A 19,712-nucleotide genomic window follows, 5' to 3' on the forward strand; every position below is an offset into this window, starting at 1 on the left:
CCTTTCGGTCAGGCGGCGAGCCCGAGGCTCGACCGCAGATAGTTGAGCCATGCCGTCTGATACGACATGGCCTGTTTCAGATGGGGGGACGGTCTGAACCTGTAGGCTCGTCCTTCGAAGTGGAATACGTCCTCTTCTCCGGTGTCCATCACGTTCCGGTAGTGGGTCAGGAACACGTTGGCACGCTCGTACATTCGGGTGAAGGCCGTGCGCGTCATGTTCAGGTCGGGGATGTTCCATTTCGGTGCCGGGGTGCCGTCATCGTATTCCCTGCGCCACTGCGATTGGGTGAGTATGGGGCCGATCTCACTGTGGTTGACGACCTCCACTCGCACGCTTTTCAGCCCGCTTGCGTTGGTCGTGCCACCTGCCTTCTTGTATATCCTGTCCAAATCCTCACGGTTCAGCCTGAGTCCGGGGTCATGTGATGCGGTGATCGGCATGACGGTGCATTTGCATAGGTTGTGCATGGGCAGGAGGTCTGCGGTGCCGTACACGTTGTTCGCGGCTACGACGCATAATCCGCATGTGCCAGTCTTGGACAGTTCCGGGTGGATGATTCTCCGGTATTTGCGGATGCCTGAACCTTGGAACCGTTTTGTGGCGGCACTGTTCATGGCGATCTGTCCGTCCGTGTTCGCGTTGTCGGTCAGCCGGTTCAACGCTGTGTCCAGCCAGATGTTCACAGCGTTGCCTGCGGCCTCGTCCAATCTGCCCCACGCTTCAGGCCTGATATCGGGGTTGCGGACTGCGATATGCCGATATTCGTCGGAAGGTCGGACGCTGACCGCCCATGGGTCGGTGTTGGCCCTCGTGACGATGTATTCAGGCACTTGGCCTTCCGCGTTCACTCCGGCCATTCCCAAGGCGATATCGGCGTAGGTGACGCCCAACCGGCGCATGGCCTTCACGAACGCGATCTGGTTCTGCGTTATCCATGCGCCGACCCCTTGGGTGATGGCGTCATTCCACCAGTCGGCGGGGTCCAACGACTTCCACATGTTCCATGCGCGTCGTATGAACTCGTCCACCAGCAGTTGCCGTTGCTGTTCCAGCACGGTCAACGCCTGTGTCGGGTCCGCCGCCATCACAAGCCTCCTGCCGTCAGAGTCTCATCGGGGAGCGTAAGCGAAGATCCCAACGCGTCATCCAAAGCGGGGGACGACTGTTGCGAGGTCTTGCTGCTGACCAGCGTGTTCTCCCGGCTCAACGCGGTGGCGAACGCCGTATCCTGCAAGTCCTGCATAGCCTCGGCTATATCCATCTCGCTCATGTTCAGGAACCGTCGCATGATCGTCTTGACCGGCAACAGGCCCTTCACGTAGCTCGCCGCCTGCGCCTGATCCAAGTCTGATGGTGTCTCGACCGGCTCCCACATCGTCTCGAAACGTTCTGAATATGCGTCGCCGTCCGCGTTGGATGCGGTCAACGCCATCTTCAGCAGAAGCACGAACGCATCGTTCGCGCGCGCGTTCATGTCCTGAACTTTGAGCCGCAACATACGCGTGGTGAGCTTCGCACCTTCCGCGCTACCGGACACGTCAGGGCTGAGAATCGACAGCGGTGTGCCGGAAGCTCCGGCCAACTGTTTGATGTCCGTGTTCGCGGCGGATATTATCGGCGTGATGTCAGTGGCTGAGCTTTCGCCCATCTTCGCATCTTTCGGCATCAGCCAGAGCGCTGCGGGGCCAAGCTCGAACATGGTGGAATAGTCGATCTTGTCGCCTGCTCGCGCACGCCCCGCTTTGACGGCGGGGTCCTGCTTCGTGTAGTACTCGGGCAGGTCGCCGGACACCCAGCGTTGCTTGAACGCCTGCATCTCCTGTATGCAGAACCGTTGGAATCTCTGTTGGTCGATGGCGCTCAACGTGCGTATATGCGGCTCGAATTGGCCTCTGCCGGTGGGTGTCTTCAATTGGACGACCGGCAAGCACTGGCATTTCGCCGCGAAGTCGTATCCGTCCGAGGAAGCCGCTCCAGTCCATTCGAACGTGGGTTCCAGTCTGGGTCGTTTCTGGCTGTCGTTGTTCGCCATCTCGTAGATGGCATCTTCATAGTCGGGGGAGTCTGTCGGCAGCGAGCGTGATTCCGATTCGCGTCGCGCCACACGGGAATACACGTTTGCGACCGTGCCATCGTCATTGCGGGTCAGACGGTAGAGCGTGATGTACTCCATGCCCTCGTCCGCATTGTACGAATAGAAGATGGCAGCGTTCTTGTCGTCGGACACGACCGTATCCCACGGGCTGAGCCGTTTGATGTAAGCCGGGTTCGGCACGTCGGTCACCGCAGCGTAGGCGGCTCCATACAGGGATGCGTCGCGCAGCATGTTCAATGATTTCAGGTTCATGCCGGATGACTGCCACATGTCGTCCGCGTCAGTGGAGCGCATCGTCTTGTCCGCCACCAGTCGGAAACCCGTGGGCTTCTGCGATGTGATGACCGCGTTCGCGATTGTGCTCGCCAAGTTCATCGGGCAGATGTCCACGAACCTGCGGTAAATCTGCGAACTGGTCACGTCCATGTTGCGCGGCACCGCTTTCGTCGGCACCGTCTCCTTGCCGTCGTAGAACGTTTTCAAAGTGCACAGCATGGGGATACGGTTGACGAGCCGGTTGGCGAGGCGTGTCAGTACAACGCCGTCGCCGCCCGGCTCCGTGTCGTCCGGTATCAGCGATTCCAATTGCGCCATGTCTCACCAACCTCTCTGATAGTCAACACGAGTGACGTGCGTGCGTGTGCCGATATCCCTGCGATTGCTTGACAGGTAGCGGGTGCGAGCCATGTAGGCGAGCACGCCCGCTATGCAAGCGTCGATCTTCAGCGGACTGTTCGGGGTCTCCTTGTACACCATGTACTGGGGTGAGCCGTCCGGGTTCGTCCTGCGGAAGTCCCTGCGTCGCGCGTTGCGCCAATGCGCCACGAAACGCGGGTCGGCCAGTAATGCGATATCGCCGATGACGGGTTCGTCATCATCGTCGGACGGCTCCCACTCCTTCGAGAACGCGGTATGCACATCCACGTATGCGGGCATCATCTGGTTCCGCTGATTCGTGTTCACCATCATCGGGTCCATGGGATTGCCCACAAGGTCGAGATGCGCGTAGTCACGTTCCCATCCGATGATCACGTCACGCCAATACGGCGGGTCCGCGAAGAAGCCGACCACGTTATAGTCGTCCAGCATCTCACGGGCGGCACGGTCGAACGCATCCACGTCCACACGCCAGTCGGCGGCTTCCGGGCCTTCGGGCTTCTGCTCCAATCTGATAAGGAACAGGAGGCCGTCACGCACCCGGCATCCGACAAGAGCTGTGGAATCATCGGACAGGGAGCCGTCGAAGCCAAGCGTGATCTCATCGTCCTCGCTGATGACCTCCCGCCATACGGCGGCATCATCCAGATCGGTGCCCTCCGGCAATCCGGCGAACAGGTTCACGGCGGCGAGATGCGAGGCGATCAACGGTTCCGCTATCCACGCATCCGAGACACTGGTCAACGAGTTCAGATAGTAGCGGACCGAATTGCCCACGTCGGATGCGGGGTCGAGGATATCCGCGATAGGACCGCGAATATCGAACCAGCCGTTTCTGGACGGGCCGGGCTCCACGCCGGGGGAGCGGAGCGTATACCCCTCGTCACTGCGCCCATGCTCGTCAACCGGCACGATACGGCCATCGGGCAGGATGATGTGATTCAACCCGTCAGGGCTTTTAGCCGCAGAACCATACGCCTCATACAAGGCATGTTTCAACTTGTCCGGCTTCGCCAGATCCTCGATGGGCAGATTGGAATACCTGTGGTCGAACAATGTTCGGGCGTCATGCTTCAACCGGCCTTCCAGCTCGTCATGCGCCGTCCGATACGTCTCTTCAGCCACCGAGTTCTCACCCGGCCTGTACATGGTCGTCGTCTCAAGAATCCACGGTTCCGCATCAGCCTTGCGTTTGGCGAGATTGCGTTTCACCGTATGATACATGGCCTTGAGCTTCGGCAGGGTCATCAGATGGGATTCGTCCACAGGGGCGAACGTCTGCTTGCCGCCATCCTTGGAGGCGGCACCCGACGTACCCGGTTTGATCGAACCACCCTCCGGCAGGAGGATGCGGGTCTCGCCCACATCCAGCCCATAGCCGCGAAGAGAGGCCAGCGGACCGTTCTCGCAATTGTATTTGATGACCTGATAGATGTTGTCCGTCTGGTCTTCCGCATTCGCAAGGCACAGGATGTTCGGGCCTTGGATGGGACGGCCCATAGGCTCACCCGGACGATACCTGTACGTCTGGCCGAGAAACGTGTACGTCTCCCCACCTTTCGCCCAGCCAAGAAAACGACACGGGCCAAGAGCCTCGAACAAGCTGATCAACGCGGCAAGACCGCTTTTGTTGCATCCCTTCGGACGACTCAAAAACACGTGGTCGAACCGACGCTCCCCATATCTGTCCAACGCATAGCAATATTGGATGAACTCCAAATATTCGGGACTGAAACGGTAGGGCACGTCATACGCGGGCTCGGAGCCTACAAGACAGAAAGATTGTATCCACCAACAGGCGATACGGCCAAGCGAGCGACGCAGATCATCCGACCCGAGACGGGGGATGATGTCGTGCATCAGTCACCGCCCATCACCGAATCGTATTGGTCCCAATATTCGTCCATGTCCATGGCCTGACCGGAATTACCCGAACCGGGGCCCACAGACAGATCATCCGGGGCTGGAGCGTCGAACTTCAACGCGGCACGATCTGCCGGCGAATATCCGATCTTCGCCATCCACTGGCGAACCTCAGACAGCATCTCCCACCGGTGCGTCTCGAAAAAGATGTTCAACGCGACCATCATCATCTCCGCGTAATCCCAATCCAAGTCAGTGCCCATACGCTGCGCCTGCGGGCTACGCCGCAGATTGTCCCACATAAGAAGCACCCTAGGATTCCACTGCTTGCTCACACCGTTACGATCCAAGCCAAGCAGATACGCGGGGTCACCGAGCTCGCGGCCACGAATCTTCCCGTCCGAACGCAATACCGGTATCTGGGATTTACTGGCCTTCCTTCCCTGACCTGCCATGAGCCACGCTCGCCTTCCGCCCGTTTCGGGCATCCTCATCCCCGTACGCCTTCCGGCTCCAACAGGAACGGTGAACGATAATACGATTCTTCAAAGTCAGTTCGCCGCCATCCTCCGGCGACACAATCCAATCGGGTACGCCGGCCATCCGATCCCAAGCAGGCAACGTCCTATCCAACAGTTCACCGCACAGGATGCACGTCTCAGGGCTTTTCGCCCACACATCATCCAGGGTGAACTGCTCCACAGGAACGCTCGGCATCTCCCGAGGCCGCTCCAGATGATAACTGCTGCGCTTCAACGGGGTAGGCTTCCGCTCCATAGGGAACTCGCTCCGCCGGCGCTTCCGGCACCATCTGACACGGCATCGAGCCGAACAGAACAGACGATCTTTGCGATCAGTCTCAAAGAACACGCCACACGCCAGACAAGCACGACTCATACGGTCACGAACCGGCCTGCCCGAATAACGACGGCAATCATAATGAGACCTGCACAAGCCCTTGGCATGTACAGGCTCGCAACAACCGGGAATCAAGCACTCGTCCGATAGGCCGGATGGGAATACCATGACTCCACCTCCCGGCGACGACGCTTCTTGATTCGCGCATCACCGCTCTCACGCGCGGTCTTCTGCTTATGGTGATACGAACACAACGCCTCAAGGTTCTCCGGAGAATCATCGTCAGGCTCACCATTCTCGGCACGATGAATATGATCGACCTCATTGGCGGGTAGCCAACATTTACGCCTGCCTCCTGTACGCCAATCGGTAACCCACCGCTGACAACGATGACTGTCACGCTCCAAGATCATCTTGCGCGTCCGCTCCCAACCGGGATTGAACCGTGCGCCACGACTCGAATTGAACCATCTCGACTCAGGCATGGCGCACACTCCTTATATATAAGGTGCCAGTGGGGATACGCGGCAATCACGCGAGCCAAAGGGATTGAAGCCAAAACAAGGCAGACACCCGCGACCCACCGACACCAAGGGGCAAAGGCCGGACTCGAACCGGCGACCGCACCCCGAAGGGCGACCATGCTCTAGCCAACTGAGCTACAATGCCCACGACCATGCTCACCGGACCAAGAAAACACACCCACATAACCGGTTACTGCTCTAAACCAATAATGCGGACAAAACAACAAGGAGCACGGCCACGGAATCGAACACGAAAAAAGGCCGGCAACCAAGCCAGCCCCTAAATCAATATTCAAAACCACCGGTATCATAACACACTCCGCGTTGCAATGCACGGTGCACGGCGTTGCACCCCTTCCAGGTCACCTCGTCGCACACGATGTAACGTTTCGTCCACTCACCAACCAGAAGAACATTCACAGGCAGAACCATTGGCCCAGCGGCCCCCACGCACACCTGGGGCGGGGCTTCCCCACGGGGGGTGATGTTGGTATTCGTTCTCATTTTTGTTTTGTGTTTTGGCGTGTCGTGTGGTACGCGCGTGTGGGCGTGCGCGGCTGTAGCGTCGTGGGCGCACGTGTTCGTACGTTTGTTCGTTAGTACGTTTGTTCGTGTGTACGTTTGTTCTATCGAATGTTTGTTCGATTGCAATTCTTATTGATAATTTTCTCATTAAGCCTTTTATTTATATATATAGAGTGGTGTGGTTTTTCGTGTGGTTTGCCGTGGGTGCGACACGCCGATAAAACCCAGTGTTTCCAACGATTTTGGAGTGGGGGGTAAATATCTCGATTTGCTATACGAACGTATACCGTGTATAGTCATAGTCAACAACAAAAACGAACACAGGAAACGAGGAAACAAATGAGCACCGAGACTAAGCGGAACACCGAGATACTGACAGTCGGACGCTGGACGCTGAACCTTATGGACGGCGAAAAATACTGGGCGTCATGCCGCGGGTCAGCTTGCGCAATCGCACTAGTCAGAGTCGTCCCAATCAACGGGCAACTCCATGTGCGAGTCATACCGCGCACGATCGATTACATCGATGGCCCGATGATTGATAACTGGGCCCGCGAAGTCGCGGAACTCACGGCATTCGTGCACGCGGCAGAGGGGTACCTCTCCGCACAATAATCCGACACCGACACAGCGCGGCCATAGTGGCCTGATTGGGTGCGAGTCCCATACCGCGTACTTAGTCCCCACTATCCAAACCTCATTGTGAGCGGCGGGTAGAGGCGTGGACATGATGATTGATAATTGAATAGTGCTGCCGAACGTCGGTCTATCCAGCGTAGCGAGTAAACCCAAGACATGAATTTGTCGGGCGGGATGAAAACACGTAAGACATGGATAGTAAAGGTACCGGCATTAGCCGAGCTTGGTGTGAGAGCTTGACTATGAGGATAGGTGAGCGGCTTACCGCCATGGAATTGGTGCCGCTAGTGACGTAAGCCATAGGATAGTGGAGCGATTGACGTGTCTCGCGTGGAAGCATCCTATGGGATAGCCCTGAGAGAAAACAGGGGACTGGGATAAAACCCTACGTTGCGATAGTAGAATTGGGCTCACATCAGCACAAAGCGAGGTGAGCCAAATGGGTTTAAGGGAGTTAAGACAGAAAAGAGGATTGACACAGCGCGAGTTAGCCGAAAAATCTGGCGTTCCCCATACGAGGATAGCCGCGACGGAAACTGGCGCTAGACCCATTGAGAATATGAGTCTCGGCACTGCTATCAAGCTATGTGACGCGCTGCGTGTGTCTAATCCTCGGAAACTGTTGGAGGCTGACATGCCGAAAGAAAACAGCGCCGGATAGGCGCGTGTGTGCCCTTTTACAAGGTTTTCGAATTGAGCCTGACGCGGCAAACTTGGATGATAGTGTAGCTCGTTGTGCACAGTTGGTGAGTTTCGAGCATCGTGACATTCTTGGATACTATGGGCACTTGGATAACGCTGACATTAACTCGCTTGTTAGCGAGTTGTCTAAGCTGAATGAATCAGATTTCATCCATCTACGTATTCACTGGTTAGGTGTGATTGCTGTTGTGACACGCCGATTTGCATACCCACGAATGACACGTTATGCTATCAATTATCAAGTTCAATCGAACGCGATACCCTCGCAAACATGAATCACGGTGGTGTTTCGTACATGCGGGTGATACATTAACGTGTCATAATGGTGTAGCCGAACAACCAAGCGAGGTGAACCATTGGGACTCAAACAACTACGCGAACGCGCCGGCTTGACGCAAGTCAAACTCTCGCAACAAACCGGGATAGCAAGGACGGTAATCAGCAGTTATGAAACCGGACGGCGAGACGAACGGAACATGACACTGGAAAACGCTTTGCGATTATCCCGTGCCCTTGGGTGCCGGCCTGATGAACTGACGGACGGGTATCCCGAATAAAAGAAATGCGGTTAAGAGACTGGACCTCTCTTAACCGCGTGCCAACAAAAGTAATCAGACATTTGAGGCATTGCTATTCTAGCACGTGCCTCACAAACGAAGTGAGGTAATCATGGAAAACTATGAGATCCGCGTATGGGTAGGCAACCTCGGGCGATACACCGAGGGCGATCTAGTTGGCGGCTGGATAACATTGCCGCAACCGGCCGAAGCGATCACAAAGTTCTTGCGAGATGTCGTCCAGGTGGACCCGGCGCATGAAGAGTACGCCATTTTCGACACGGAAAACGACGGCGCTTTAGCCGCTCTCGACTTGGAGATTGGCGACTATACGGACGTGTGGGAGCTGAACGTGCTAGCCGCCGCGCTGAAGTATGCCGGCGACATGCACCCGTATGAGGATGTGTGTGACGCGGTGTCGTTGGCGGCTGAACAGTGCGGAGCGGGGTGGCCGATCGACTACGCGAACTTGGCTATGCAAGTGGACGACATCGACTATACGCCGTTCCCCGACGCGGATGATTATACGCTGGACCAGCGGGGGAAGCTCGCATGGTCGTTGGTTGAATCGGGCGCGCTGCCCGAAATCAAGTCCATCCTCGATTCCCCATTGAGCGCATGCATTGACATGGAGATTCTGGGGCGTGACCTGCAACAGGATTACTATACGTCCGATCACGGGTACATGTCCATCTTCTCAAACATTCCATTGACTGACCGGTATACGATTCGCGAGATTGAGAGCATCATCACGCCCGATGATTGGGCCGGTACTTTGATCCCGACACGCGAACTCGCTGCCGCCTGACCTGACTCTCACAGCGTTGCGCGGCGCTGATAATACCGCGCGCCCATATCGGGCAATTCCCAAATTCATTCAACAGCACTAATGGAGGTGCATCATGTCTTACATTTACAGTATTTCCACGCCCGACGACGACGTGATGGACGACTTGCGCCGCGCCTATGAGGCGTTCGGCAGCGGGTTCGACTACGAACGTCTTGTTTCATGGGCGCGCGACAACAGCGACGGCGACGGTTGGGGCACGTTCTTCAACATCATTTCCCCCAACGTCATCGACGTTTCAAACAGCGCCTACTGTCTCGAGCAGCTCCGCACCATACATGCGCGCGTATCCACACACACGTGGGTGCCTACCGAGACGGGCTTCATGCTGGAGCTGTTCGACGACGACAGCACCGTCACCGAGGGCGCTGCGTTCATGCTCGGCGTGGAAGAGTTCATAGAACTTAGTTACCCGATCTTGGACGACGACGACTATTTTGAGCGCGAGGACAAATACCTACGCGACTATTTCACGGACGAACTGGCCGACAGGGAGCTTCCCGACGACGTGACCGTGGGGGAGCTTTACAACGCTTGGTATGACGCGACATGGCCTAACGACGAAGACTGTTACCTCGATCTGAATAAGGTCCCCGAGTACATCGCGGCGGTGCGAGCCGGAAAGCTTCAGGCGGTGGCGTGATGTATCTCATTGATATTCAGCGTCACATCGAAGATTACATCACGAACTGCGGCTTCCCGGTATCCGATTGGGATATCGATTCGTGGACGGGCGCGGCACGCGACTACATGGACGCGGCTGGCATCGATTCATGCGAGGGTATCCCCGAGGATATCTGGACCGAGATGGCGATTCGTTTCGACGTGAGCGAGGCCAAATGACGCGCGCGCGTACCTGGCTGAGGTCTATCCCGCTGTTGGCGTCTGTCATCCTGTTGGCGGTTTTGCTGATCGTGGACATGACGCCGGATATCCCACCGTGCGCGAATGAGGACGGCAGCGGTCAAACCGGCTGGTGCTACTGGGATTCTAGCGCCCACGGGAACAAGTGGGGGACCGGCATCTACATCTATCGTGACGGCGAGCTTATCGACCAACGGTGAGCCAACCAAACGAATTCACATCACATCAATTCAATTCAATTCACGTTTGGGCGCGCATGGACGCGCGCCCACATCAACCAAAAGTGAGGAAACATCATGAAGAAAAAGATGATTCGAGTCAGTGACCCAACGCGCAAGCTCACAGCCGTCACAGGCTTATGGGTGCGTTTGCGCGGAGACATGCGCACCTACGATATCCGCTTCGTGAACCATTCCACGAAACGTATCTGGCGATTGGGGCAGACTTCCACCCATACATGCTGGTCAGTGACGGCGCGAGGCAAGGATTACGAGCCTATGTTGGCCCATATGCGCGAGACTTCCACGGATCTCGAGCATGGCTGGATGCTGGTCCCGGACAGCGAATGGGAGAACTTCGGCTTCCACGTGCCGATACCGTTCGGCTTGACCGCTAAAAAAGTGGCGGATATCAAGCTTTGCGACTTGGATAGGGGATGGACGCAAGTGGGCGAAAAATTCACGGCAAACACCCTCTACCCGCTGCCGGTTGACACAAGGTATGCCGATTTGCCGGAGCTTGACGAAGATTCTTTCGACGCCGTGGCGGAAGATTACGGGCCTACCGCCGAGGAATGGGCCGAGTATCTCGCGGACGTGTACGCGGACGCTGAACCGGTTGAACCGGTTGAACCGGCCCCGGTGACCACGGAGATACCCGAGATACCCCCAAAGGTCAATTCCAAGGCTGTGTCCTACGCGACATTGCCGGATCTCATGCCGGCCAAGGATTGCCCAGAACTGCAAGGTTTGGGACGTGCGCGAGTGTTCCGCACGGCCAATGGGCGTAAGGCGGCTTACGTGGCCTCAGCGGACGGCAAGTGTGTCGTCGCCTACCGTGCCCGGTATGAGCGTGGCAGCGACAAAAAGCTGGAGAAAGAGCTTGCCGACTACGCGCGCAGGCTCGGTTTCGAGGTCGCAGCCTAACAGCTTGCAAAAGTTTTCGGCCACGGCAGTCTAGCACCTTGCCGTGGCCTGTACCCCTAATCAACCAACAGATAAATCAATCAATCAATCAATCAAGGAGATAATCATCATGCGCATGGACGTCACGAAATCGCAGATCGCCGAAGCCTTGGAACGTACCGGGCACGCGACTACAGAGGACAATATCGACGCCGTATGCGACGCGCTTCGGAACACGTCACCATTGCTGAAAATGGTGATAGCCGGATTGGAACTGCCCAACAAGTTCACGGCTGACCCGCTTTTCTAGCCTATTTCATGCCGCCCACAACACCGTGGGCGGCACATATCAACCATCTAAAAACAAGGAGCCACTGAAATGGAATACACGTATTACCTGTTGAACCGTCCACCAATGCCGGGTGCGTACCCGACTGACAATCTGATCAACGTCGTCGATGAATACAATGACAGATGGGTGATTGATGGACGGCGCACTTTTGGGTATGTCACGTATCGTAAGAGTCTGACGCGCAAACTGATAGACGCCTATGAGCTGATCGAATGGCCGCTGCTGGTTTTTGAGCAGAACATGACCGCCGACTGGCTGAATGTTGATAAGCTGCGCGGCGAGAACGTTCGTTACGAGGTGAACAATTTCCGTGATGTCTTGTGGCAGTACGAATGGTACTGCGATTGGCGTGAAGGCTTCGTGACCATCCTTGACGTGCAAGGCAAGCCCGATGCTCGAAAAGCTGAGGCGCTGCGCCGAGGTCTGGACATGCTGCCGGAGTGGTCCAGATGGATGATTCAATTTGTGCTGCAAGGTTGCCCGGCTGACCGGTTCGACGGCATGACACCATATGAAGTCATCGATGAATGCGTGCGTATCGAGGACAGCGGCGAGTATCGTCTGCTAGTCGATTGACGTTCCCCAAAGGGCGTTGGCGCGCCGCCTACCGTGCGCCGCATCAGTCAACAAACAAACCTATTGAAAGGATATTTCATCATGGAAACTTACACCACCCTCGCCCAGATTGACGTCATTTGCGACGACGGGAAACGCAAGACCGTATTACACTCGCTTCATACCAAGTGGCCGGCTGCCGATATCGCGTGGATGTTCATGCATGCGTTCGTGCTTCAGGCCACGGATTACATTCGAGATCATCCCGACGACTTCCCCGATGGAGCGGACCCCGCCGAACACGTGTATGAGGTGACGGACATGGCCGACGAATGCGAGGAACTCGCGATGCTTTGGTACGACGCCGATATAGACGACTTCCTGGAGGAAATCTGCGGTTTGGAGCATGTCACGTCGGCTCGCATGACGGTGGAAGCCCATAGGACGGACGACACGGCAACCGTAGCCTGACTATGGGTTGAAAACGTTGAAAACGGATGATAGCGGCGGTGCTACTTCGCCGCTATCGTCCCAAACACTCGAAAAAGGACAATTGACATGGAATACATAATCTACCAGCACACTGACATGACCGAGGTACGCAAGCTCGTGGACGTGCCCGACGATTTGCAGCCCGCTGAACTGCCGGAATACGTGGACTCTCACGGAGCCGGTGACCTGTTGGACATCTGCGACGACATAACCGAACTCGTCCATGTTGAAACTAAGGACGGCAAAACCGTGTGGGATAGGCCGCGAGTCCAGCCGGTATCCGCCACGCTAGCCGAGGAACGTCAGCGTATCGCCCGGCATATCGACGACTAACGGGGGAATGTCACGAATGATGTTCTCGCCCAGCATATGCGCGCAGAAGGCCATACCGGCTGGACTGGTGCCACGGTGCGTGACATCCTCGACCTGAAACGTGACGTCACGTTGAGCGAGGCGCAAACCTTGAGCGTCCTGTTGGGCGTGACAATCGACATGCTGTTGAACGGAGGTCAAAGTCTTCACGGCGTCGGCAAACCTGTTCACGGCGTGCTCAACGCGGATGGCACACTCACTATCCGCGTGGCCTAGCGCCACACGTCAACAGATATCCCCGCAAGTGTTGCATAGGCGGGGATGCCCTAACGGCTTATAATCAGAGGCGACTGTAAAAGATAGTCGCCTCTGCTGAGGATTAGCAAACAAACCGGGGGTACGCCAAGTACCCCATCTCACAAGGAGGATTATCATGACATACACACGTAAACAGTACGCCGAACTCGGCGGGCTTCTCAGCGGCACGATGCTATCCGATTACTCTGCCAACACTCGCGCGACAGGCATCGAACGCGATGTTTTCGACCGGCTCACCCGCCTCTACATGCAAGACCCGGCTGGCTTCAAGGCCAACGCGTTGGAAGCTTGCCATCACGCAGGTCTCACTGAACGCGACATGCGAAGCATGACCGACTGGGTGAACACTCGACTGCTTTACACGGACGGTTCTCTGAACACATCGTTTCTATGGACGCTGTGCGTTGACTCGATTGACAACTACGGCAATGACGTGCCGTTGCCGACTGGCCTGTGACTGACTGATTGACATTATGTGAGCCTGATTCTACCGTCCCGCAACACGTAAACCCGTGTGAAACATGTCAAATATCGCGTTCCACACGGGTTTAATACTATGCTTTGAGGTCCAGGACGAACGCGGCGATATCACCATACAAGGGCGGCTTCACATATTCGAGCATACCGCCTACAATCCCGCCTACGGTGATCGGCTTGAATCTCACCCAATGAATCTCACCGTCACCGTACACGCACGGATATGTGATGTCGCGGGGCTCCGAATGCGCGCGCCCGCGTAGAAACTCACTGTAGGGGACTCGCGGCCAATCTTCCATGTCGGGGAACATGCGCCTGATACTCATACGCGCTCCCTGCGCCGGTTGCGTTCCAAGCATTGGGCCATCGCCATTGTAATCTCCGTGTCGGTGAAGTCGAACGCCGTGGCCGTGTTGACTAAAGTCTGCATTACGTCCGCCCACTCGCTGAGCATGCCGTCGCGGGCCATGTCACGGCGGGCTGTCGTGTCGGCTTTCAGGTAGGTTTTGCCGGCTTCCACGAGTTCCGCCGCCTCTTCCAGCGTTTTGAGCAGAAGCCACTTATCTTCCTGCAATCGTCCGAACGATTGGACGGGCGGGAGTATCACGATACGCGAATAATGCTCCGGCTTGGCGGGCGTGTTCGGCGTAGGCTTCCAGTCACTCATGCGAGTATCCTTTCAATGCCGATTCTTGGATGACGATGGTTCCCGCGTTCGGCGCGTCTTCGCACGGGATGAACGTGAAACCGTCCCCGGCGTCTTCCAGACGACATGCCACGTCACGTTTCACGTGCCCGTCCGCGTCGGTGACGATTACACGGTACACGCGCGGCCTGATGGTCGTCTCGACATTGAAGGCCTGCTCGAACGCCGCAGAATCCACTAGAATCGTGTCACCGCCGATGGACGGCGGTTCCGATGCTGATACGCCTAACGGTTTCATGTTTTCCAGACTGGGCGGGTTGAAAGAGCCGATGAAAATGTCACTCATGCTCGCATATTCCTTCCTGTGCCTAATGTTTCCGCGTGCACTCGATAAGGATGATGACGCCCAACATCAGGGCGAACAAGGCTATGGGTATGGCCTCTTCCATCATTAGATTTCCCCTTTGACCTTGCGCGTGTAATACTCTTCGGCGGTCAGCAAGATTGACGGTTTGGCCGCTTTCAGCACGCCACCCCATGTCGTATACCAGTAGCCGGCATAATGGAAGTACTTGCCGCCGCCGAACGTATACATCACAAACAGCTTCCTCCAGTCGCACCTTACGCGCAACCAATATTCCCCGCATGAAGTCGGTTCATGCAGTTTCGGTTTTCTCGGCGCGTGGCGCGTCGCATAATCGAACACGATTCGTGAAACCGCGATATGAGAGATTCCCGGTACGCTCACCACGAAAGTATCATCAGCATGATTGCCTATATCGGGTTTACGTATGAACTCATACACGTTATGCGAGCCGTGCAGATGCACCTTGTCGCCGGGCTTGAGATCATCCCATGCGACGCGAATATTCTTAGTCATGTGTCACTTCCTCGATGATGTACGGGTTGTTCGTATAGTCGGTGAGATGGAGCGTGCTGCCGTGTTTCTGCTGGTAGCCTTTGCAAGAGTCCATGTCCCGATAGTCGGCTTGACCGAGCTCGTACGCGTAGGCGGCTATCTCCAGTTCTTCCACTGTCATATCCTCGATGGGCTTCGGTGTCGGGAGTATGGAATCTTCTCTCTCGATTGGCATCAGTTGGGTCACTTCCTTCTCCGTTTCCTCGTGTTCTTCAACCCGCTGACTTGGATACTCGGATACTTGCGTTTCACCGCGCGCCGCACCTGCGACTTCTCTGCGGAAGTGCCATGCTGTGCGACTCTCGCCAACGCGTTGCGAGCGTGCGTCAGGTCGTTGATAGGGTATTTGCGTTCGCTGGGAATGGCGAAGCTCGTTGACCTCATGCGGCTGCGTTTCTTCGAGGTGAGTTTTGCCATGGCTTATTCCTCCTGCCGGGTCAATTCCGAGTTCAGAACCTGATCGAACGCTTCAGCCGCCTTGTTGAATGCGTCTATGAGCCTGCCCGTGTTCCACATTTCCGTCATGGGCGTGATATCCGTGAATGATTCGCTGATATGCCCGTCTGTCAAGGTGGGGATATCCAAGGTGAGGATACCCGCCTTACTGCCCCACTTGGGGGCCAGCTCCGGGGGAAGGCTGCTCGGACGCGGGTTAACCGGCACGTTGACCGTAGCTTTCAATTCCATGATTATTCCTCCGTTCCGTCGTCGGCTTCCAACGGCACATGGCAGGTGTCCTGCGCCAACGCCAGTAGGCCACACGTGGTTATGGGCGACTGGTATTCGGGCGTGTACACGCCGAGCCGCCATGAATCATCCTTCAGATCATCCAACGTGGTACGGTCCACGATCACCACATACGATTTCGCGGCCAACACAGTGGACAGGGCTTCTCGCACACGCTGCTCAAGTTCGCTGCTCTCCCGCTCGTCGGACGGTTTATCATCAAACGTCGCACTCATTTCATTCCTCCACTTCCAGCACGTGCGGTGTTTTCTCGCGGAAACTTGCGGTCACGACGCCCGACGAAAACGTGATGGTCGCTTCCGACAGGTAGCCGCCGTTTTCAACGGTGATTGTCGAAATCACACCCTCGATGACAGTCTTTTTGTTGCCGTCGATGGTGAGACGCGCTTTTTTGCCGGCGACATGGCCTGGAATGTCCGGCAGCTTATACGCGGTCATATGGTTTTCTCCCATGATCATTGTCCTTTCTTGTCCGTGAGGAACTTCTGGATGAAAAATGTTTGGCCTTTTCCTGTGATTTTCGGGGTTTTGCTGATGCTCGTATGCCCGTCGCTGTGCACCACGGTTGTCTCCTTGATCTTGAACAAGCCGAGTTCCATGGCCTTCTGAGTGGGCATGTTGCGGGAACTGCCCGTTTTCATCAGCCAACCGTTGTCCCTCAGCCATGCGAACAGTCGCGTCTGCCCGATGTCGATGCCGTTGCCGCGCAGGATCTTCGCCAGTTCGCCCACGAGAATCGTGGTATGCGACGTTTCCACCGCGTCAGCGAACAACGCTTTCGGCTGCAATGCCGCCACCTGTTGTTGTGCCTTCTCCTTTTCGGCGCGCTCCTGCTTCAACTGCGTGGCGAGCCGGATAAGGAAATCAGGCGAGGTCAACGCCTTCTCAACGGTCCGTTCGGTCATGTATGCGCCATGCCTGCGAATCGACGGCAGCACTTCGCCTGTCACCCATTTGCGGAACCGCTTGGCATCAGGCTTGTCGCTGCGAAGAATAACCTCATACAATCCCGGTTCGTTGATGATGGTGGTGTTCTGCGCTCAGCCAAGGGTGTCTATTGGATGGACGCCCTTGTAATCATCATCCAATCGCGCTGCCACATTGCGCGCGTTGGCGACTCCTAACGCCTTGCACACGTCCGAAAGCACCCACCATGTCTCACCCTCGGATGTGGTCAGGGTGCGCACCTGCGTACCCTCGAAATCGAACGGTCGGATATCACTGCTCATTGCCTGCTCCTTTGGTGATCGATTGGATGATCTGCCAGATGTCCATTCCCGAGTCCAAACCGGTTGCCAGCCGGTAGAAGTCGCTGAACCGGTACACCGGCTCCGACTGCTGGTTTTCACCCGCTTGGGGGAGTGTGCCGCGTCGTATCCACGACCTCAACGTGCTCTTGTTGACCTTCAAGCCAAGCTGACGCGCCTTCTCCAACAAGAGTGTGCGCGTGCACACGGTGGACGAAGCGAGCAATGATTGGACGAGCCTCGCGCGAATCACCGACACGGGGAGCCGCAAACCGCATTTCCGGCATTCCGCCGCCGCATCACATGTCGTACCGGTCATGGTGCCGTCGCAATCGGGGTTCTCGCACGCGCCCAACAGGATCACGTCGCCACCGGGTTCGAGGAACCGGCGCAGCTTGCGTACGAGCTGGTGTATGAGCTGCGCGTACACGGGCGTGGACGCCTGTTCCGTGAGATTCGGGTGACGGCGGATACGGTCAACCAGCTGGGGGAGCGGCGCATTCGCCGGCAGGTTGATCTTCAGCGTGCGCGCCCACTCGTACAGCGTGCCCTGCAAACCCGGATACCCTTGGTCGTCGTCCGCATACAGGAGGTCCGCCAACGATTCCCGCACCGGTGCGGGGGCGACACCGGAACCATTGTTGCCGCCCGTCTTATGCCCGTACGCACGGTTCAGCCGATAGTTCTCGAGATCATCCAAGTGGGCGTCAAGCCAAGCGAGATCATCCGCGAGCTGGCGTTCATGCCGCGCGCACAACAGGCTCGCGTCCGCCAGCCGTGACGCTTCCACCACCATGGTGGGCGCGTCCGTGACGATCTCACGCCAACACGACGGATACCGGCAGATATCAGCCTGTTTTTGAACGCAGTTAACCAACCTTCGACCTTTCCGGGTCTCGGGCTGGCTTTGCTGACATCAATCAAACCATGATCGCGCCACGGATTCCAGCACGGCGTGTCACCCGACCACATCACCCAATCCAAGCGAGCCGATGAAACCGCCACCCTCACGCCGACGTTTCGGCCTCGCCGGGGGCAACGCCAACGGGTCGCGAGCCCCGGCGGTCAACCGTGCAGCCTCGTCCGGCGCATGGCCCAGCATGCGGTTGCGCCGGTACAGCCAGGCGGCGTCACCCTCCAGACCGCGAGCCTCGCACTCCCGGCCAATCTGCGCCTCACTGGGCCGCATCTTGGCGCGATGGGCCCTCACCAGCGAATTGATGTCACCGGCCCCGCACCAGCGGTCACGCGCCGTCGAATAGTATTCGACTATCGCACGTCTCGCTTCATCCACCGTCAACGACGGCATCAGCTCCGCCGCGAACATGCGCACATCCGTCTCGCTGATCTGGGCATCCCCATGATGTGCGCGTATCGTCGCCAGCAGATTGCTCGCCTCATACAGGCTGATCATGCGCCACCTCCGTTACGCCGTACTTGCGTTTCTCCTCGTCCGTCATCAGACTCACCGCCACCTGCAAGTTATGTTGGCGGTTCAACATCTGCTTCGACGGTGGTGCTTGCTTGGGTTGCGCCGGCTTCCATGCGGTCGCGTAATCCTCAGCGCCAAGGAACCGGCTGAACTTCTTCACGAACCGTTCGTCATCCTGCGCGGCCACGTAGGCTCTGGCACGTTCGACGAACCAAGCCTCCACGTCGGCGGCTCCACCGGACGCTTTGACGATTTTCGGCCACTGGGCCTCAAGGTCGAATCTCACGCTTCCCTTGGCACCGTCGAAACGGTTGCTCGGATAGAAGCCTGCGACCTCCCGCATGACACGCTCCACGTCCGGCTTCGTCGCGACGGCCTGTGAGGGGGTAGGGGGAGAATAAAAATTATCTATATCTTTATCTATATCTATATCTATATCTACGTTGGCTTCCGTTGGGTCAACGTTGGTTGCGTCGTTCAACGTTCGTTCAACGGGTCGTTCAACGGGTCGTTCAACGGGTCGTTCAACGGGTCGTTCAACGGGTCGTTCAACGACCGTTGACGACTCGGATTGCGCCTGACGCGCCGCAGCAGACGCCAAACCGGCCTTACGAGCGGCCTCGCGCCTTTTCTGGGTGGCCTCGTCTATCTCTCTGCTGGACATCTGAGCATCGGAATAGTCGTGAATCATCCAACCGTTCTTGACACGTTCGATGAAACCATGCGCTTCCAACGCCTCAAGATCACCCTTGCATGCGCCGAGGAAATGCCTCGCCGCATAATCCCCGAAGAATCCGTCACTGCGTTTACGCACAGCGAAGGTTATCGCCTTCACCCACACGATCGCCGCACGCGCGTGACGTGCAGCGAACATGCAGAACTTCTCGTTGCACCACAGGTCCGCACTGAACTTCGCGAAGATTTCCATGTCGTTCGCCATGCTTCACCTCTCTGTAG

At 56.9% G+C, this 19,712-nt stretch carries 30 protein-coding genes, 1 tRNA gene and 1 pseudogene; 13 read left to right on the top strand and 19 right to left on the bottom strand.

The features are described from left to right. Positions 1–8 precede the first annotated feature (8 nt). The 6 genes from BW14_RS06765 to BW14_RS06790 all read right to left on the bottom strand — a co-directional run bounded on the left by BW14_RS06765 (position 9) and on the right by BW14_RS06790 (position 6,146). Complete coding sequence (locus BW14_RS06765) at positions 9–1,088, bottom strand: hypothetical protein (RefSeq protein WP_140489740.1); 1,080 nt, start codon at positions 1,086–1,088, stop codon at positions 9–11. Beyond that, the gene (locus tag BW14_RS06770) at positions 1,088–2,692 is read right to left on the bottom strand and encodes a hypothetical protein (RefSeq protein ID WP_140489742.1); all 1,605 of its coding nucleotides are present in this window, start codon (positions 2,690–2,692) and stop codon (positions 1,088–1,090) included. Before BW14_RS06770 ends, BW14_RS06765 begins: the two co-directional genes overlap by 1 nt. A 3-nt stretch (positions 2,693–2,695) precedes the next feature. Then, the gene (locus tag BW14_RS06775; protein ID WP_258186081.1) at positions 2,696–4,414 is read right to left on the bottom strand and encodes a hypothetical protein; all 1,719 of its coding nucleotides are present in this window, start codon (positions 4,412–4,414) and stop codon (positions 2,696–2,698) included. Positions 4,415–4,614: 200 nt separating this feature from the next. Continuing rightward, the gene (locus tag BW14_RS06780) at positions 4,615–5,073 is read right to left on the bottom strand and encodes a hypothetical protein (protein WP_140489746.1); all 459 of its coding nucleotides are present in this window, start codon (positions 5,071–5,073) and stop codon (positions 4,615–4,617) included. A 534-nt stretch (positions 5,074–5,607) separates the two neighbouring features. Then, entirely contained in the window at positions 5,608–5,961 is a 354-nt protein-coding gene (locus tag BW14_RS06785) for an HNH endonuclease (protein ID WP_140489748.1), read from the bottom strand. A gap of 108 nt (positions 5,962–6,069) precedes the next feature. Beyond that, positions 6,070–6,146: transfer RNA gene (locus BW14_RS06790), tRNA-OTHER, on the bottom strand. A gap of 1,457 nt (positions 6,147–7,603) precedes the next feature. Here BW14_RS06790 and BW14_RS06795 point away from each other — a divergent pair. The 13 genes from BW14_RS06795 to BW14_RS06855 all read left to right on the top strand — a co-directional run bounded on the left by BW14_RS06795 (position 7,604) and on the right by BW14_RS06855 (position 13,744). Next, a complete protein-coding gene (locus BW14_RS06795; RefSeq protein ID WP_140489750.1) occupies positions 7,604–7,825 on the top strand; it encodes a helix-turn-helix transcriptional regulator in 222 nt (73 codons plus the stop codon). Positions 7,826–8,222: 397 nt separating this feature from the next. Beyond that, on the top strand, positions 8,223–8,423 hold the full coding sequence (locus BW14_RS12535; protein ID WP_140489752.1) for a helix-turn-helix transcriptional regulator: 201 nt from the start codon (positions 8,223–8,225) through the stop codon (positions 8,421–8,423). Between the two features lie 112 nt (positions 8,424–8,535). After that, a complete protein-coding gene (locus BW14_RS06805) occupies positions 8,536–9,231 on the top strand; it encodes an antirestriction protein ArdA (protein WP_140489755.1) in 696 nt (231 codons plus the stop codon). Between the two features lie 94 nt (positions 9,232–9,325). Further along, complete coding sequence (locus tag BW14_RS06810; RefSeq protein WP_140489757.1) at positions 9,326–9,913, top strand: hypothetical protein; 588 nt, start codon at positions 9,326–9,328, stop codon at positions 9,911–9,913. After that, complete coding sequence (locus BW14_RS06815) at positions 9,910–10,113, top strand: hypothetical protein (RefSeq protein ID WP_140489759.1); 204 nt, start codon at positions 9,910–9,912, stop codon at positions 10,111–10,113. The genes BW14_RS06810 and BW14_RS06815 overlap by 4 nt, the downstream gene beginning before the upstream one ends. Beyond that, positions 10,110–10,334, top strand: a complete 225-nt coding sequence (locus BW14_RS06820) for a hypothetical protein (RefSeq protein ID WP_140489761.1) — start codon at positions 10,110–10,112, stop codon at positions 10,332–10,334. The genes BW14_RS06815 and BW14_RS06820 overlap by 4 nt, the downstream gene beginning before the upstream one ends. Before the next feature lie 96 nt (positions 10,335–10,430). Next, complete coding sequence (locus tag BW14_RS06825; RefSeq protein ID WP_140489763.1) at positions 10,431–11,279, top strand: hypothetical protein; 849 nt, start codon at positions 10,431–10,433, stop codon at positions 11,277–11,279. A 109-nt stretch (positions 11,280–11,388) separates the two neighbouring features. Beyond that, complete coding sequence (locus BW14_RS06830) at positions 11,389–11,568, top strand: hypothetical protein (protein WP_140489765.1); 180 nt, start codon at positions 11,389–11,391, stop codon at positions 11,566–11,568. 69 nt (positions 11,569–11,637) lie between these two features. Further along, entirely contained in the window at positions 11,638–12,186 is a 549-nt protein-coding gene (locus BW14_RS06835) for a hypothetical protein (protein ID WP_140489767.1), read from the top strand. An 81-nt stretch (positions 12,187–12,267) separates the two neighbouring features. Further along, positions 12,268–12,636, top strand: coding sequence for a hypothetical protein (locus tag BW14_RS06840; protein WP_140489769.1), 369 nt, complete (start codon positions 12,268–12,270; stop codon positions 12,634–12,636). Between the two features lie 87 nt (positions 12,637–12,723). After that, positions 12,724–12,990, top strand: a complete 267-nt coding sequence (locus BW14_RS06845) for a hypothetical protein (protein WP_140489771.1) — start codon at positions 12,724–12,726, stop codon at positions 12,988–12,990. Between the two features lie 36 nt (positions 12,991–13,026). Further along, a complete protein-coding gene (locus BW14_RS06850) occupies positions 13,027–13,245 on the top strand; it encodes a hypothetical protein (protein ID WP_140489773.1) in 219 nt (72 codons plus the stop codon). A 157-nt stretch (positions 13,246–13,402) separates the two neighbouring features. Beyond that, the gene (locus tag BW14_RS06855; RefSeq protein ID WP_140489775.1) at positions 13,403–13,744 is read left to right on the top strand and encodes a hypothetical protein; all 342 of its coding nucleotides are present in this window, start codon (positions 13,403–13,405) and stop codon (positions 13,742–13,744) included. A gap of 342 nt (positions 13,745–14,086) precedes the next feature. On the opposite strand, the gene BW14_RS06860 is transcribed toward BW14_RS06855, so the two are convergent. From BW14_RS06860 to BW14_RS06915, 13 genes and pseudogenes are all read right to left on the bottom strand, one after another. Next, complete coding sequence (locus BW14_RS06860; RefSeq protein ID WP_140489777.1) at positions 14,087–14,431, bottom strand: hypothetical protein; 345 nt, start codon at positions 14,429–14,431, stop codon at positions 14,087–14,089. Then, complete coding sequence (locus BW14_RS06865; RefSeq protein WP_140489779.1) at positions 14,424–14,756, bottom strand: hypothetical protein; 333 nt, start codon at positions 14,754–14,756, stop codon at positions 14,424–14,426. Before BW14_RS06865 ends, BW14_RS06860 begins: the two co-directional genes overlap by 8 nt. Before the next feature lie 105 nt (positions 14,757–14,861). After that, positions 14,862–15,290 carry a hypothetical protein gene (locus BW14_RS06870; protein ID WP_140489781.1) on the bottom strand — a complete coding sequence of 143 codons (429 nt, stop codon included), beginning with the start codon at positions 15,288–15,290 and terminating at the stop codon, positions 14,862–14,864. Next, positions 15,283–15,504 (bottom strand): hypothetical protein, encoded by a 222-nt coding sequence (locus BW14_RS06875; RefSeq protein ID WP_140489783.1) that lies wholly within the window; start codon positions 15,502–15,504, stop codon positions 15,283–15,285. Before BW14_RS06875 ends, BW14_RS06870 begins: the two co-directional genes overlap by 8 nt. Before the next feature lie 8 nt (positions 15,505–15,512). Further along, positions 15,513–15,746 (bottom strand): DUF6582 domain-containing protein, encoded by a 234-nt coding sequence (locus BW14_RS06880; protein ID WP_140489785.1) that lies wholly within the window; start codon positions 15,744–15,746, stop codon positions 15,513–15,515. A 3-nt stretch (positions 15,747–15,749) separates the two neighbouring features. Next, positions 15,750–16,016 carry a hypothetical protein gene (locus BW14_RS06885; protein WP_140489787.1) on the bottom strand — a complete coding sequence of 89 codons (267 nt, stop codon included), beginning with the start codon at positions 16,014–16,016 and terminating at the stop codon, positions 15,750–15,752. Positions 16,017–16,018: 2 nt separating this feature from the next. Then, entirely contained in the window at positions 16,019–16,291 is a 273-nt protein-coding gene (locus BW14_RS06890; protein ID WP_140489789.1) for a hypothetical protein, read from the bottom strand. Between the two features lies 1 nt (position 16,292). After that, positions 16,293–16,529 (bottom strand): hypothetical protein, encoded by a 237-nt coding sequence (locus tag BW14_RS06895; protein ID WP_140489791.1) that lies wholly within the window; start codon positions 16,527–16,529, stop codon positions 16,293–16,295. A 2-nt stretch (positions 16,530–16,531) separates the two neighbouring features. Then, the gene (locus BW14_RS12280) at positions 16,532–16,981 is read right to left on the bottom strand and encodes a phage antirepressor KilAC domain-containing protein (protein ID WP_258186083.1); all 450 of its coding nucleotides are present in this window, start codon (positions 16,979–16,981) and stop codon (positions 16,532–16,534) included. A gap of 36 nt (positions 16,982–17,017) precedes the next feature. Beyond that, positions 17,018–17,305: pseudogene (locus BW14_RS12285) on the bottom strand (Bro-N domain-containing protein); the annotation flags it as partial. Continuing rightward, positions 17,295–18,200: a hypothetical protein gene (locus BW14_RS06905; protein WP_258186074.1), complete on the bottom strand. Its 906-nt coding sequence runs from the start codon at positions 18,198–18,200 to the stop codon at positions 17,295–17,297. The gene BW14_RS06905 and the pseudogene BW14_RS12285, both read right to left, overlap by 11 nt. An 81-nt stretch (positions 18,201–18,281) precedes the next feature. Further along, positions 18,282–18,737 (bottom strand): hypothetical protein, encoded by a 456-nt coding sequence (locus tag BW14_RS06910; RefSeq protein ID WP_140489793.1) that lies wholly within the window; start codon positions 18,735–18,737, stop codon positions 18,282–18,284. Beyond that, a complete protein-coding gene (locus tag BW14_RS06915) occupies positions 18,721–19,695 on the bottom strand; it encodes a hypothetical protein (protein ID WP_140489795.1) in 975 nt (324 codons plus the stop codon). Before BW14_RS06915 ends, BW14_RS06910 begins: the two co-directional genes overlap by 17 nt. Positions 19,696–19,712: the final 17 nt, after the last annotated feature.

The sequence above is a fragment of the Bifidobacterium sp. UTBIF-68 genome (assembly GCF_006408855.1).
Taxonomy (GTDB): domain Bacteria; phylum Actinomycetota; class Actinomycetes; order Actinomycetales; family Bifidobacteriaceae; genus Bifidobacterium; species Bifidobacterium reuteri.

Coding starts and splice junctions, on each gene's coding strand:
- BW14_RS06765 (WP_140489740.1), bottom strand. CDS start 1,088: ATGGCGGCGGACCCGACACAGGCGTTGACCGTGCTGGAACAGCAACGG.
- BW14_RS06770 (WP_140489742.1), bottom strand. CDS start 2,692: ATGGCGCAATTGGAATCGCTGATACCGGACGACACGGAGCCGGGCGGC.
- BW14_RS06780 (WP_140489746.1), bottom strand. CDS start 5,073: ATGGCAGGTCAGGGAAGGAAGGCCAGTAAATCCCAGATACCGGTATTG.
- BW14_RS06785 (WP_140489748.1), bottom strand. CDS start 5,961: ATGCCTGAGTCGAGATGGTTCAATTCGAGTCGTGGCGCACGGTTCAAT.
- BW14_RS06795 (WP_140489750.1), top strand. CDS start 7,604: ATGGGTTTAAGGGAGTTAAGACAGAAAAGAGGATTGACACAGCGCGAG.
- BW14_RS06805 (WP_140489755.1), top strand. CDS start 8,536: ATGGAAAACTATGAGATCCGCGTATGGGTAGGCAACCTCGGGCGATAC.
- BW14_RS06810 (WP_140489757.1), top strand. CDS start 9,326: ATGTCTTACATTTACAGTATTTCCACGCCCGACGACGACGTGATGGAC.
- BW14_RS06820 (WP_140489761.1), top strand. CDS start 10,110: ATGACGCGCGCGCGTACCTGGCTGAGGTCTATCCCGCTGTTGGCGTCT.
- BW14_RS06825 (WP_140489763.1), top strand. CDS start 10,431: ATGAAGAAAAAGATGATTCGAGTCAGTGACCCAACGCGCAAGCTCACA.
- BW14_RS06830 (WP_140489765.1), top strand. CDS start 11,389: ATGCGCATGGACGTCACGAAATCGCAGATCGCCGAAGCCTTGGAACGT.
- BW14_RS06835 (WP_140489767.1), top strand. CDS start 11,638: ATGGAATACACGTATTACCTGTTGAACCGTCCACCAATGCCGGGTGCG.
- BW14_RS06840 (WP_140489769.1), top strand. CDS start 12,268: ATGGAAACTTACACCACCCTCGCCCAGATTGACGTCATTTGCGACGAC.
- BW14_RS06845 (WP_140489771.1), top strand. CDS start 12,724: ATGGAATACATAATCTACCAGCACACTGACATGACCGAGGTACGCAAG.
- BW14_RS06850 (WP_140489773.1), top strand. CDS start 13,027: ATGCGCGCAGAAGGCCATACCGGCTGGACTGGTGCCACGGTGCGTGAC.
- BW14_RS06855 (WP_140489775.1), top strand. CDS start 13,403: ATGACATACACACGTAAACAGTACGCCGAACTCGGCGGGCTTCTCAGC.
- BW14_RS06860 (WP_140489777.1), bottom strand. CDS start 14,431: ATGAGTGACTGGAAGCCTACGCCGAACACGCCCGCCAAGCCGGAGCAT.
- BW14_RS06865 (WP_140489779.1), bottom strand. CDS start 14,756: ATGAGTGACATTTTCATCGGCTCTTTCAACCCGCCCAGTCTGGAAAAC.
- BW14_RS06870 (WP_140489781.1), bottom strand. CDS start 15,290: ATGACTAAGAATATTCGCGTCGCATGGGATGATCTCAAGCCCGGCGAC.
- BW14_RS06875 (WP_140489783.1), bottom strand. CDS start 15,504: ATGCCAATCGAGAGAGAAGATTCCATACTCCCGACACCGAAGCCCATC.
- BW14_RS06880 (WP_140489785.1), bottom strand. CDS start 15,746: ATGGCAAAACTCACCTCGAAGAAACGCAGCCGCATGAGGTCAACGAGC.
- BW14_RS06885 (WP_140489787.1), bottom strand. CDS start 16,016: ATGGAATTGAAAGCTACGGTCAACGTGCCGGTTAACCCGCGTCCGAGC.
- BW14_RS06890 (WP_140489789.1), bottom strand. CDS start 16,291: ATGAGTGCGACGTTTGATGATAAACCGTCCGACGAGCGGGAGAGCAGC.
- BW14_RS06895 (WP_140489791.1), bottom strand. CDS start 16,529: ATGGGAGAAAACCATATGACCGCGTATAAGCTGCCGGACATTCCAGGC.
- BW14_RS12280 (WP_258186083.1), bottom strand. CDS start 16,981: ATGACCGAACGGACCGTTGAGAAGGCGTTGACCTCGCCTGATTTCCTT.
- BW14_RS06910 (WP_140489793.1), bottom strand. CDS start 18,737: ATGATCAGCCTGTATGAGGCGAGCAATCTGCTGGCGACGATACGCGCA.
- BW14_RS06915 (WP_140489795.1), bottom strand. CDS start 19,695: ATGGCGAACGACATGGAAATCTTCGCGAAGTTCAGTGCGGACCTGTGG.